The sequence below is a fragment of the Pseudomonas glycinae genome (genome assembly GCF_001594225.2).
In the GTDB taxonomy this organism is placed as follows: Bacteria; Pseudomonadota; Gammaproteobacteria; order Pseudomonadales; family Pseudomonadaceae; genus Aquipseudomonas; species Aquipseudomonas glycinae.
This window is the reverse complement of the sequence record NZ_CP014205.2, coordinates 2,862,944-2,875,594: the sequence shown is the minus strand read 5'-3', so window position 1 is coordinate 2,875,594 and position 12,651 is coordinate 2,862,944. Positions and strand designations below refer to the sequence as shown.

Sequence of the window (12,651 nt, the reverse complement as noted above, 5' to 3'; positions counted from 1 at the left end):
GTCCATGGCGGCATTCCCACGCGGACGGTTCGACGCCTCGACGTGGGAACGATCATCCAACAACCCACAAGAGGTTCCATGCCCAACCGCCCGCCTCTCGACGCCATCACCGCCCGCTGGTTGCCATGGGTCGTCGCCATCGCTTTCTTCATGCAGTCCCTCGACGGGACCATCCTCAACACCGCCCTGCCGGCCATGGCCAGGGATCTGGCCGAGGACCCGCTGCGCATGCAGGGCGTGATCATCGCCTACATGCTCACCGTGGCCCTGCTGATTCCGGCCTCGGGCTGGATCGCCGACCGCTTCGGCACCAAGAAAATCTTCTTCGGCGCGATCCTGCTGTTCAGCCTCGGCTCGCTGCTCTGCGCCTTGTCGAGCAGCCTGAGCATGCTGATCGGCGCGCGGGTGATCCAGGGCCTCGGCGGTGCGCTGATGCTGCCGGTCGGACGCCTGGTGGTGCTGCGCGCCTACCCGCGTTCGGAACTGGTGCGGATCATGGGCTTCATCACCATTCCCGGCCTGCTCGGCCCGCTGATCGGTCCGACCATGGGCGGCTGGATGGTCGAATACCTGACGTGGCACTGGATCTTCCTGATCAACCTGCCGGTCGGCGTCATCGGTTGCTACGCGGTGTGGAAATTCATCCCCGACCTGCGCGGCACCGAGCGTACGCGTTTCGATAGCCTGGGGTTCCTGCTGTTCGGCGCGGCGATGGTGCTGATCACCATCGCCATGGAAGGCCTCGGCGAACTGCACCTGCCGCACCTGCGGGTGATGCTGTTGCTGTTCGGCGGCATGGCATGTCTGGCGGCGTACTGGCTGCGCGCCGGGCACATTGAAAACCCGCTGTTCGCGCCGTCGCTGTTCAAGACCCGCACCTTCGCGGTCGGCATTCTCGGCAACCTGTTCGCCCGTCTGGGCAGCGGCGCCCTGCCGTTTCTGGTGCCGTTGCTGTTGCAAGTGGCGCTGGGTTACTCGCCGTCCCAGGCCGGGATGAGCATGCTGCCGTTGGCGGCTGCGGCGATGGTTGCCAAGTGGGGCGCGCGGCCACTGATCGAGCGCTTGGGCTATCGCATCGTGCTGACCGGCAACACCCTGCTTCTGGGAATCATGCTGGCGAGCATGGGTCTGGTCAGCGAGCAGACGCCGTACTGGCTGCTGCTGTGCCTGCTGGCGGTTCTCGGGGCGATCAACTCGCTGCAATTCACCGCGATGAACACCGTGACCCTGATCGATCTCGACGACGCCAGCGCCAGCAGCGGCAACAGCCTGCTGTCGGTGGTGGCGCAGTTGTCGCTGAGCCTCGGTGTGGCGTGCGCCGGTGCGCTGCTTGGCGGCTTTACGGCGGAAGTCGGCAACGACGGCGTTGAGACCGTGTTGGGCGCATTTCAGCTCACGTTCGTGACCGTGGGGATCATGGCGATGCTGGCGGCGACGATTTTCTCGCAGCTGTCGAAAGAGGACGGAAGGCGCGCCAAACGCCGGGAAGAACATATCGAGCATTGACCGGGGTCTGCGTGGCGAGGGAACCGGCCCTCGTCACAGGCTTTGCGTTCGTCCAGAACTTTCGAGGAAAGTGGCCAGAGGCTGCTACACTGCGCGACATTTTGTTTTGCAGGCCAGTCCCGTGACCACCATCGCCACCGCTTTTAATACTTTGCCGCTGTCCGCCGCCATGCTGGCTAACCTCGACTCCCTCGGTTATGCCCAGATGACGCCGATCCAGGCGCAGAGCTTGCCGGTGATCCTCAAGGGGATGGACCTGATCGCCCAGGCCAAGACCGGCAGCGGCAAGACCGCCGCGTTCGGCATCGGCCTGCTGAACCCGATCAATCCGCGCTACTTCGGTTGCCAGGCGCTGGTAATTTGCCCGACCCGCGAACTGGCCGACCAAGTCGCCAAGGAAATCCGTCGCCTGGCCCGCGCCGAAGACAACATCAAGGTCCTGACCCTGTGCGGCGGCGTGTCCTTCGGCCCGCAGATCGGCTCGCTGGAGCACGGCGCGCACATCATCGTCGGCACGCCGGGGCGCATCCAGCAGCACCTGCGCAAGGGTTCGCTGGTCCTCGACGGCCTCAACACGCTGATCCTCGACGAAGCCGACCGCATGCTCGACATGGGCTTCTACGACGCCATCGAAGACATCATCGAACAGACCCCGGCCCGCCGTCAGACCCTGCTGTTCTCGGCCACCTACCCGGTGGGCATCAAGCAACTGGCGTCGAAGTTCATGCGCGATCCGCAAACGGTCAAGGCCGAAGCGTTCCACGACGACACGCAGATCGAGCAGCGCTTCTACGAGATTTCCCCGGAAGAGCGCATGAGCGCGGTGACCAAGGTTCTGCATCACTTCCGCCCAGCCTCCACCGTGGCCTTCTGCTTCACCAAGCAGCAGGTTCAGGAAACCGTCGATCACCTGACCTCCAAAGGCATTTCCGCCGTCGGCCTGCACGGCGATCTGGAACAGCGTGACCGCGATCAGGTGTTGGCGATGTTCGCCAACCGCAGTACTTCGGTACTGGTTGCCACCGACGTTGCCGCCCGTGGTTTGGACATCGACGCGCTGGACATGGTGATCAACGTCGAACTGGCCCGCGACTCGGAAATCCACATTCACCGCGTCGGCCGTACCGGTCGTGCCGGCGAGAAAGGCATCGCGGTCAGCCTGGTGGCGCCGTCCGAAGCGCACCGCGCGCAAGCCATCGAACAACTGCAGAAGACCCCGCTGAACTGGGATCAGGTGGACAACCTCAAGTCCCAGGGCGGTGCCCCGCTGCAACCGCCGATGAGCACGCTGTGCATCGCTGGCGGGCGTAAGGACAAAGTCCGTCCGGGCGACATTCTCGGCGCACTGACCGGCGAAGCCGGCATCCCGGGCGCCCAGGTCGGCAAGATCGCGATCTTTGACTTCCAGTCCTATGTGGCCGTCGAGCGCACCGTGGTCATGCAGGCGCTGCAGCGTTTGAACAACGGCAAGATCAAGGGCCGTTCGCTGCGCGTCCGGGTTTTGTAAGAACGCTTAAATGATCGTTCCCACGTCGAGGCGTCGAACCGTCCGCGTGGGAATGCCGCCATGGACGCTCTGCGTCCGCTTTTAAATCGTGACGCGGAGCGTCACAGGATGCATTCCCACGCAGAGCGTGGGAACGATCTGCGTGGTCATTGTGTGAGGACACCGTTTTGCGCTCTACCGAAGTCGTGATCATTGGCGCTGGCGCCGCAGGGTTGATGTGTGCACTGACCGCCGCCGGGCGTGGGCGTCAGGTGTTGCTGCTCGACCACGCGAACAAGGCCGGCAAGAAAATCCTGATGTCCGGCGGTGGGCGCTGCAACTTCACCAACATGTACACCGAACCGAGCAATTTCCTCTCGCAGAACGCGCACTTCTGCAAATCCGCACTGGCCCGCTACACCCAGTGGGATTTCATCGGCATGGTCGCCAAGCACGGCGTGCCGTATCACGAGAAGAAGCTCGGCCAACTGTTCTGCGATAACAAATCCAGCGACATCCTCGGCATGCTGCTGGACGAGTGCGATCAGGTCGGCGTCAACCTGCACCTCGACACCTCGATCCAGACCATCGAGAAGGTCGAGGGCGGTTACCTGCTCGACACCACCCTCGGCCAGATCCAGTGCCAGTCGCTGGTGATCGCCACCGGTGGCCTGTCGATCCCGACGTTGGGCGCCACCGGTTTCGGTTATCAGGTCGCCAAACAGTTCGGCCACGACCTGCTGCCGACCCGCGCCGGTCTGGTGCCGTTCACCATCACCGATCAGCTCAAGGATTTGTGCACCGAACTGTCCGGCACCTCGGTGGATTGTCTGGTCAGCTGCAACGACCAGAGCTTTCGCGAGAACATCCTGTTCACTCACCGTGGCCTCAGTGGTCCGGCGATTCTGCAGATTTCCTCGTTCTGGGAGCCGGGCGACACGGTCGAGATCAACTTGCTGCCCGATCACGACGCCGCAAGCTGGCTGCAACAGCAGACTGCCGAACGCCCGAACAGCGAACTGAAAACGCTGCTCGGCGAAATCTTCACCAAGAAAATGGCCAACCTGCTGGCGGACAACTGGTTCGTCTCCAAACCGATGAAGCAGTACACCCATGCCGAACTGGCGGACATCGCCGAGAAGCTGGGCAGCTGGAAAGTCGTCCCGGCCGGCACCGAAGGCTACCGCACTGCCGAAGTGACGCTGGGTGGCGTCGACACCCGCGAAGTTTCGTCCAAGACCATGGAATCGCTGAAAAGCCCGGGCCTGTACTTTGTCGGCGAAGTGCTGGATGTCACCGGGCATCTGGGCGGATTCAACTTCCAGTGGGCATGGGCCTCTGGCTACGCTGCCGCGCAGTACGTCTGACCCGACACTAAATACAAAAACCTGTGGGAGCTGCGGTGCGACGATTCGACTTGCCAGCGATAGCGGGCTGACATTCAACAGTGATGTTGGAGCTGCCGGCCTCATCGCTGGCAAGCCAGCTCCCACAGTTTCTTTTCCAACCTGGAAATTGAGTTCGACACAACGACCCAAAGGAACACTTTTTGCTGTCAGATGTGATCGGCGCCATTGCGTCGGCGTCATTACTGGCTCAATTTAGCGGCATCGCCTCGGAAGGCCTTCGCACTTCATGTCCTCGACCTCGTTTCGTCAGTCTTTGCGGCGCCTGTGGGCGCTGGATAAATTCAGCTACAGCGTGCGGGTGTTCATCGCCCTGACCGGCAGCATGGCGCTGTGCTGGTATCAGGATGAAATGGGGCTGCTGATCCCGTTATTCCTCGGGATTATCGCCAGCGCCCTGGCCGAGACCGACGACAGTTGGCAGGGCCGCCTCAACGCACTGGCGGTGACACTGGTGTGTTTCAGCGTTGCGGCGCTGTCCGTGGAATTGCTGTTCCCCTACCCCATCGTGTTCGTCATCGCTTTGGCATTGGCCAGTTTCGGCCTGACCATGCTTGGGGCGCTCGGCGAGCGTTATGGTGCGATTGCTTCGGCGACCCTGATTCTTTCCGTCTACACCATGATCGGCGTGGATCAGCGCGGCGGCGCGGTCACGGATTTCTGGCACGAGCCGATGCTGCTGGTGGCCGGCGCCGCGTGGTACGGCCTGCTGTCGGTGCTGTGGCAGGCGATGTTTTCCAATCAGCCGGTGCAGCAGAGTCTGGCGCGGTTGTTCCGCGAACTGGGCTATTACCTGAAGCTGAAATCTTCGCTGTTCGAGCCGATCCGTCAGCTGGACGTGGAGGCGCGGCGACTAGAGCTGGCCCAGCAGAATGGTCGGGTCGTCGCAGCCCTGAACAGCGCCAAGGAAATCATCCTGCACCGGGTCGGCAACGGTCGTCCTGGCTCGAAAGTCAGCCGTTACCTGAAGCTGTACTTCCTGGCGCAAGACATCCACGAACGCGCCAGCTCTTCCCACTACCCCTACAACGCCTTGGCCGATGCGTTTTTCCACAGCGATGTCTTGTTCCGCTGCCAGCGGCTGTTGCGCCAGCAAGGCAAGGTCTGCCGTGCATTGGCCGAATCGATCCAGATGCGCCAGCCATTCATCTACGACGCGAGTTTCGCCGAAGCCCTGAGCGACCTGCACGCCTCCCTCGAACACCTGCGCATCCAAAGCAACCCGGCCTGGCGCGGGCTGCTGCGTTCATTGCGCGCACTGGCGGCCAACCTCGGCACCCTCGACCGCTTGCTCAGCGACGCCAGCAACCCCGACGCCTTGGCCGATGCCACCGACAGCAGCCTGCTCGACCGCTCGCCGCGCAACTTCAAGGACGTGTGGATTCGCTTGCGCACGCAGCTGACGCCAACCTCGCTGCTGTTCCGTCACGCCCTGCGCTTGCCGCTGGCGTTGAGCATCGGCTACGGCATGGTGCATTTGATTCACCCGTCGCAGGGTTACTGGATCATCCTCACGACACTGTTCGTCTGCCAGCCGAACTACGGCGCCACCCGGCGCAAACTCGGTCAGCGGATTTTCGGCACGGCGATCGGTCTGACGATTGCCTGGGCGCTGTTCGATCTGTTCCCGAATCCGCTGGTGCAGTCGTGCTTCGCCATCGCCGCCGGCGTGGTGTTCTTTACCAACCGCACCACCCGCTACACCGTGGCCACTGCCGCGATCACGATCATGGTGCTGTTCTGCTTCAACCAGGTCGGCGATGGTTATGGTCTGTTTGTGCCGCGGTTGTTCGATACCTTGCTCGGCAGCCTGATCGCCGGGCTCGCGGTGTTCCTGTTCCTGCCGGACTGGCAGGGTCGGCGCCTGAATAAGGTGCTGGCCAACACCCTCACCTGTAACAGCATTTACCTGCGCCAGATCATGCAGCAATACGCCGCCGGCAAGAGCGACGACCTCGCTTATCGCCTGGCCCGGCGCAACGCGCACAACGCCGACGCGGCACTGTCGACCACGCTGGCGAACATGCTGATGGAGCCGGGGCATTTCCGGAAGGAAGCCGACGTGGGCTTCCGCTTCCTGGTGCTGTCGCACACCTTGCTCAGCTATCTGTCAGGCCTTGGCGCACACCGCGAAACCCAGTTGCCGGCCGAGGTGCGCGAACACCTGATCGACGGCGCCGGGGTGAGTCTGGCGGCGAGCATCGATGAGATCGCCCAGGGTCTGGCGAGCAAACAGCCGATAGCGATTCAAAGCGATGAGGAAGAAGCGCTGGCCAATGAGCTGGAGCAGATGCCGGACGAAATCGACGAAGGCCAGCGGCTGGTGCAGACGCAACTGGCGCTGATCTGCCGCCAGCTCGGCCCATTGCGCACGCTGGCGGCGCATCTGATCAAGGACACCGCCGAGAATTGAGTTGGCCGGACAGGCCTCTTCGCGGGCAAGCCCGCTCCCACAGTGTCGGTGTGGTACACAAAATATGTGGACTACCGCTGTACCTGTGGGAGCTGGCTTGCCAGCGATGAGGCAATCAATCACACCGCAAATTCTGGATCAGCCCCTTACATCCCGTGCTGCCTGAGCAGCTTGTCATAGCTGCCATCGGCCTTCATCGACGCAATCGCCTTGTCGAACCCGGCCACGATCTGTTCGTGCTGCGGGTTCTTCAGGCTGACCAGGATGTGCAGGCTGTTCTCGCTCAGCGGCTTGGGCAGAAACTCCACCGCGTTGCGCACTTTCGGTGATTCCCGGGCCAGGTAATAGCGGGCGACGTATTCGTCTTCCAGGGTCAGCTTGACCCGATCCGCCGCAAGCATGCGCACGGCCATGGCAAAGTTATGCACAGGGACTTTCTGCAACGCGGTGTCAGCATCGAACGGCGCCGAATAGGCATAGCCGCGCACCACCGCAATCGGATAGGTGTGCAGCTCCTGCAGGTTGTTGTATTCGATGGGTGCGTCCTTGCGCTTGAGGAAGCGCACGCGATTGAGCAGGTACTCGGCGGAAAACTGGCCCAGCTTCGTGCGCTCGTCGTTGTACCAGGCGTTGACCAGCACGTCGTAACGTCCTTCGCCAACCCCCATCAACGCCCGCGCCCACGGCACCTGCTCATAACCGCTGGCATAACCGGCACGGGCCAGGGCCGTGCTGACGATGTCGGTCGCCAGCCCACCGTTGACCAGTGTGTCATCGGTAAAGGGCGGCCAGACGTCGAACACCAGACGCAATTTCTCCGCTGCCGCGCTTTGACCCAGCAACAGCAATCCGATCAAAGCAAAGGCTCGATGCAATCGCGGCATGCTTGAAAATCCTTAGCGGGCGGGCCGCCCGGCGTGTTTTCAGTCAAAACCCCAAGGCCCCTTACCGGCGAATCCCAGGCCCTAACATTAGCTCATTGAAGCCATCGCACAGCGCTTCCCAGCAGATTACACAAAGTACGGCGGGCCGCGATATTGGAATGATGGCATTTTGGCCTTTGTCACAGATTTCTCAGCCATACAGACATATTTCGACGCGGCGCTTAGTATCGGGCGACGTAGTTCAAGGAATCGGAAGATGACAATCGAGTGGGTCTGCAAACATCACAGCGATCTGGGACTGGAGCAGCTGTATGCCATTTTGAAATTGCGCTCGGAAGTGTTCGTGGTCGAACAGCGCTGCGCGTACCTGGATCCGGACGGTCAGGATCTGGACGGTGACACCTGCCATTTGATGGGCTGGGACGGTGATCAGCTGGTGGCATACCTGCGCCTGCTGGACCCGGAATCCCAGGGCGGCGACGTGGTGATCGGCCGCGTGCTGACGGCGCCGGCCGGGCGTGGCAAAGGACTGGGGCATGAAATGATGGAACAGGCGCTGAAACAGGCGCAGAGGCGTTGGCCTGAAGTGCCAATCTATCTGTCGGCCCAGGCGCATTTGCAGGGGTATTACGGGCGGTACGGGTTTGTCGTGGCGGGTGAGGAATATCTGGAGGATGACATTCCGCACATCGGGATGCGGCGTTCCTGAAACCCTCATCGCTGCGATGCGGCGGCCCGACAAGCCAGCTCCCACAGGTTTATCTGTCGCTCACAATGACTGTGTTCACTGAAGATCCCTGTGGGAGCTGGCTTGCCAGCGATGGCGCCAGCCCTGTCAACACAGGACTCAGGGATACTCGAGAACAGCTTTTATCTGCCGCAAATTCCGCTCGATCCACCCCCGATCAATCGCCCCCCAATCACGAATCCGATAGCGCCCCGCATGATTGCGCGCGCCCTCTTCCTGTTCGAACTCGCAGACAATATCCAGATCCGCCAGCGCCGCAATGGTGTCCTGCGCCGTGCGCCGGGGCATGCCGGTGACCTCGGTCAGCGCCGGCACACTGCTGGCCAGGCCGCTGTCGATCAGGTACGCCACGTACAAGCGCCGGTAGAAACTGCTCTTGGTCTTGCTTACGTCCATGCATGCGCTCCGCTGTTTGATCTTTTATTGCATGTCTCGCCAGGTCAGATACACCCGCAGGTCGAACTCGACCTGGTGGTAGCCCGGCAGCATGTGCTCACATAACTTATAGAACGCCTTGTTGTGATCCGACTCCTTGAAGTGCGCCAGTTCATGCACGACGATCATCTTCAGAAACTCAGGCGCGGCCTCCTTGAACAGCGAGGCGATACGAATCTCTTTCTTGGCCTTGAGCTTGCCGCCCTGCACCCGCGACACCGTGGTGTGCAGGCCGAGGGCACGATGGGTCAGGTCGAGGCGGTTGTCGAACAGCACCTTGTCGATGGCCGGGGCGTTGCGCAGGTATTCCTGCTTCAAGTCCAGCGCGTAGCCGTACAACGCCTTGTCGCTCTGCACATCGTGGCGGCCCGGATAGCGTTGGCTCAGGTAATCACCGAGGCGGTTGTCAGCGATCAATTGGCGCACCTGATCCTGCAGATTCGCGGGATAGGCCTGGAGGTATTTCAACGCAGTCATGGGGCGGCACGGGTCATGAAAAGGCCGCCAGTGTAGCGAATTCAACCGGCCAACGCGCTCCAGTCGAACGGCTCGGTAAAGCGTGCGGTGTCCTCGGCGACCAACGGCCGCGCCACCAGAAAGCCTTGTACGTACTCACAACCATGAGCTTGCAGCCACCGGTATTGCTCAACGGTTTCCACGCCTTCGGCAATCACCAGCAAGCCGTATTCCTTGCACAGATTGATGACCGTGCGCACCAGCGAAGCATCACGGGACGAGTCCGGCAATCGGGCGATCAGGTGGCGATCGAGCTTTAGAGTGTCCAGTTCCAGATCGCGCAAATGCGCCAGCGAGCAGGCCCCGGAACCGAAATCGTCCAGCGCCACCCGCACCCCGAGATTGCGCAGCAGCTTCAACTGCTTGCGGGTCTCGTCCGGGTTGATCGTCAGCGCCTCTTCAGTCACTTCCACTTCCATCTGGTGCGGCTGCAAACCATGGCGCTCCAGCACCTGGCGCAATTCGGTGACCAGATTCGGCAGGCCGAACTGGGTGTTGCTCAGGCTCACACCGATCACCAGTTCCTTGGAAAATTCGGCCTCCCACGCCTTACGCTGCCCGGCGCTGCGATGATAGATCCAGCTGCCGAGGCGGCTGATCAGCGTCGCCTCTTCCAGCAACGGCAGGAACAACCCCGGCGGCACGTCGCCGACGCTCGGGTGCTGCCAGCGCAGCAACGCCTCGAAACCACGAACGCGACCATCACCAATCGCCACCTGCGGCTGATACACCAGATTGAAATCGCGATTCTCGATGGCGTTGCGCACACTCTCTTCCAGCATCAGCCGCGACCGCGCACGGCCATTCATTTCATGATCGTAGAAGCGATATTGCTGACGCCCGGCACGCTTGGCCTCGTACATGGCAATGTCCGAGGCACGCAGCAAACCGTCGAGGTTGTTGCCGCAATCGGGGTAAGTGGCGATGCCGATGCTCGCGCCCAGGGCAATATCGAGACCTTCGATCTGCTGACAGATCGACACCCGCTCAATGAGTTTCTCGGCAATCTTCGCCGCTTGCTCGGGGAATTCCAGATCCAGCAGCGCGGTGAATTCATCGCCGCCCATCCGCGCCAGAATGTCGAACGGTCGCAGGCAGGCTTTCAATTGTTCGGAGACCCAGCGCAACACTCGGTCCCCGGCATCATGGCCGAGGGAATCGTTGACCCTTTTGAAGCCGTCGAGATCGAGGTACATCAACACCCAACTGCTGTCCGTGCGCTCACCGCGCAGCAGCAGGTTTTCCACAGTCTGGTAGAAACCCCGGCGATTGAGCAGCCCGGTCAGCGGATCGGTGACCGCCTGAAATTCCAGCTGCTGATGCAGATGGCGCACCACCGACATGTCCAGCACCGTCACCACCATCGCGTGCTGTTCACTCGGCAGCGGCGCGCAGGACAAGGCCACCGGCACTTGCTGGCCCGGCGCGGTACGCAGCAACGCGTCGTGTAAGCGCAACGTCTCGCCACGTTTGTAACTGGCATAAAACTCGGAATCGGCCCACAGCGGAATGTGCGGTTTCTGCAGGAAATCGAGAAACTCCTGCCCTTCCAGTTCCTTCACCGGCGCATTGAGCAGCCGGGAAATCGCCGGGTTGGCGAAGCGAATCAAGCCATCCTCGCCCAACACCAGAATGCCTTCGGCAGCGTTGTCCAGCACCGAAGCATTGAAGGCCCGCGCCGATTCCAGATCCTGGCTCAAGCGCTGCAAGGCCCGACGATTGCGCTGGTGTTCGAGCAGCGCCTGGACTTTTGGCTTGAGAATCTGCGGATCGAACGGTTTGAACAGATAATCCACCGCACCGCTGGCATAACCCTTGATCACGGCGTCCTGGGACTGCTCGTTGGCGGTGAGGAAAATAATGGGGGTCAGGCGCGTGCGCTGACTGCCGCGCATCAGGCGCGCGACTTCGAAGCCGTCCATACCCGGCATCTGCACATCCAGCAGCACCAGATCAACGTCGTGTTCGAGCAGCAGGCTGAGGGCTTCAAAACCGGAAGCCGCGGTAATCACCTGCCAGTCCTGGCGCTGCAGCAATGCGCGCATGCTGATCAGATTTTCAGGGTAGTCATCAACGATCAAAAGGACTGAGCTGCCTTCACCTGGCTGGGGTTGCGCGCATTCCATGCTGCTTCTCTTGTCGGGACATCTCGTGTCGGGGCATCTCGGATCAGCGTTCCGGGCGGTTCCTCGTGAAAACCGTACAGTCACTGAGCCTTCACTCTAGTCCGGGATCTGTAAAAGCAATAGCTGTCATCCAGCCATCATTTAACCAAACCGGTCATCAGCCGACTAACGGTCACGGCTGCAAGGCCCGAATTCCGGGAAAGGTGGCATTTCGACAGGATGTTGACGCCAATCATCCGCCAGACGGCCGTTAACAAAAAATCCCTCTACGCTTATAAAGGCCGCCCCCAAGAGGCGCGGGCTAGAGCTTCTGGCACGCGCGTGCAAGAGAAACAGAGTGGAAGAACCGACATGATCGACCTCGCAACCTGGAACCTCAGCGTTCCCGTTGGCAGCCCGCCCTACACCGTCGAAACCTCCAAACTGGTGAACGGCTTCAAGGATCAGTACTTCCATTCCGACACCGGCACCCTGTTCTTCTGGTCCCCGGTGACCGGTTCGAAAACCGAAAACGCCATCTACCCGCGCACCGAACTGCGCGAGACCTACAGCAATGGAACGCTGCGCAACTGGTATTACCCCGACGCCGACAACCTGCTGCGCGCGACCCTTTCGGTCAACAAGGTGCCCAGCTCCGGCAAGATCGTCATCGGCCAGATCCACGCCTATGAAAGCCAGAAGCCGATGCTTAAGCTTGAATACCAATACAAAGAAAAAACCGAGACCGGCAACCTGGTGATCAAGCTGCGCACCCATCCGGATCAGGACGAAAGCCGGGTCATCACCCTCGCCACCGGGATCAAACTCAATCGCGAATTCAACTACCTCATTCACCTGAGCCCCGGCGGTGCACTGGGCGTGAGTGCGGCCGGGTATCAGTGGGATTCGCAGATCAGCGCGACGTGGCGCAACAAACCGCTGTATTTCAAGGCTGGCGTGTATGTGCAGGACAACACCGGGTACACCAGTGAGGGTGGGCAGGTGACGTTCAGCAAGCTGGATATTGATCACGATAAATAGCAGCCGCGCGACCGTTTAAGGCTGCTGTTTAAAGGCAGTGCGCGTAACGTCCCGAAGCCTACAACGGCTTGCGTCGCTGCCTACCACTACGCCAGAATCCGCCGGCTTGTG

General features: G+C 61.2%; 10 protein-coding genes. 6 read left to right on the top strand and 4 right to left on the bottom strand.

Annotation, left to right across the window (positions count from 1 at the left end; genetic code table 11):
- Nucleotides 1-78: 78 nt before the first annotated feature.
- The 4 genes from mdtD to yccS all read left to right on the top strand — a co-directional run bounded on the left by mdtD (nt 79) and on the right by yccS (nt 6,811).
- The gene (mdtD, locus tag AWU82_RS12995) at nt 79-1,506 is read left to right on the top strand and encodes a multidrug transporter subunit MdtD (protein ID WP_011336310.1); all 1,428 of its coding nucleotides are present in this window, start codon (nt 79-81) and stop codon (nt 1,504-1,506) included.
- Between the two features lie 121 nt (nt 1,507-1,627).
- A complete protein-coding gene (dbpA, locus tag AWU82_RS12990) occupies nt 1,628-3,013 on the top strand; it encodes an ATP-dependent RNA helicase DbpA (RefSeq protein WP_007959732.1) in 1,386 nt (461 codons plus the stop codon).
- A gap of 167 nt (nt 3,014-3,180) precedes the next feature.
- On the top strand, nt 3,181-4,359 hold the full coding sequence (locus tag AWU82_RS12985) for a BaiN/RdsA family NAD(P)/FAD-dependent oxidoreductase (protein WP_064380191.1): 1,179 nt from the start codon (nt 3,181-3,183) through the stop codon (nt 4,357-4,359).
- Between the two features lie 268 nt (nt 4,360-4,627).
- Nucleotides 4,628-6,811: a YccS family putative transporter gene (yccS, locus tag AWU82_RS12980; protein ID WP_064380190.1), complete on the top strand. Its 2,184-nt coding sequence runs from the start codon at nt 4,628-4,630 to the stop codon at nt 6,809-6,811.
- Between the two features lie 146 nt (nt 6,812-6,957).
- Here yccS and AWU82_RS12975 read toward each other — a convergent pair whose 3' ends face one another.
- Entirely contained in the window at nt 6,958-7,695 is a 738-nt protein-coding gene (locus AWU82_RS12975; RefSeq protein ID WP_064380188.1) for a substrate-binding periplasmic protein, read from the bottom strand.
- A gap of 256 nt (nt 7,696-7,951) precedes the next feature.
- On the opposite strand from AWU82_RS12975, the gene AWU82_RS12970 reads away from it, so the two are divergent.
- A complete protein-coding gene (locus AWU82_RS12970; RefSeq protein ID WP_064380186.1) occupies nt 7,952-8,404 on the top strand; it encodes a GNAT family N-acetyltransferase in 453 nt (150 codons plus the stop codon).
- A gap of 138 nt (nt 8,405-8,542) precedes the next feature.
- Here the strand turns inward: AWU82_RS12970 and AWU82_RS12965 are convergent, their stop codons facing one another.
- From AWU82_RS12965 to AWU82_RS12955, 3 genes are read right to left on the bottom strand one after another with little or no spacing between them, the layout of a single operon-like run.
- Nucleotides 8,543-8,839, bottom strand: coding sequence for a winged helix-turn-helix domain-containing protein (locus AWU82_RS12965; RefSeq protein WP_064380184.1), 297 nt, complete (start codon nt 8,837-8,839; stop codon nt 8,543-8,545).
- A gap of 24 nt (nt 8,840-8,863) precedes the next feature.
- On the bottom strand, nt 8,864-9,355 hold the full coding sequence (locus AWU82_RS12960; RefSeq protein WP_064380182.1) for a M48 metallopeptidase family protein: 492 nt from the start codon (nt 9,353-9,355) through the stop codon (nt 8,864-8,866).
- A 41-nt stretch (nt 9,356-9,396) separates the two neighbouring features.
- The gene (locus tag AWU82_RS12955) at nt 9,397-11,520 is read right to left on the bottom strand and encodes a putative bifunctional diguanylate cyclase/phosphodiesterase (RefSeq protein WP_064380180.1); all 2,124 of its coding nucleotides are present in this window, start codon (nt 11,518-11,520) and stop codon (nt 9,397-9,399) included.
- Between the two features lie 351 nt (nt 11,521-11,871).
- Between AWU82_RS12955 and AWU82_RS12950 the strand changes: the two genes are divergently transcribed.
- Nucleotides 11,872-12,540, top strand: a complete 669-nt coding sequence (locus tag AWU82_RS12950; RefSeq protein WP_011336318.1) for a polysaccharide lyase family 7 protein — start codon at nt 11,872-11,874, stop codon at nt 12,538-12,540.
- The last annotated feature ends 111 nt before the right edge of the window (nt 12,541-12,651 follow it).

Bases quoted from the DNA above. Each gene is read 5' to 3' on its own strand.
- mdtD (WP_011336310.1), top strand. From the start codon at position 79: ATGCCCAACCGCCCGCCTCTCGACGCCATCACCGCCCGCTGGTTGCCA.
- yccS (WP_064380190.1), top strand. From the start codon at position 4,628: ATGTCCTCGACCTCGTTTCGTCAGTCTTTGCGGCGCCTGTGGGCGCTG.
- AWU82_RS12950 (WP_011336318.1), top strand. From the start codon at position 11,872: ATGATCGACCTCGCAACCTGGAACCTCAGCGTTCCCGTTGGCAGCCCG.
- AWU82_RS12955 (WP_064380180.1), bottom strand. From the start codon at position 11,520: ATGGAATGCGCGCAACCCCAGCCAGGTGAAGGCAGCTCAGTCCTTTTG.
- AWU82_RS12970 (WP_064380186.1), top strand. From the start codon at position 7,952: ATGACAATCGAGTGGGTCTGCAAACATCACAGCGATCTGGGACTGGAG.
- AWU82_RS12975 (WP_064380188.1), bottom strand. From the start codon at position 7,695: ATGCCGCGATTGCATCGAGCCTTTGCTTTGATCGGATTGCTGTTGCTG.
- AWU82_RS12965 (WP_064380184.1), bottom strand. From the start codon at position 8,839: ATGGACGTAAGCAAGACCAAGAGCAGTTTCTACCGGCGCTTGTACGTG.
- AWU82_RS12960 (WP_064380182.1), bottom strand. From the start codon at position 9,355: ATGACTGCGTTGAAATACCTCCAGGCCTATCCCGCGAATCTGCAGGAT.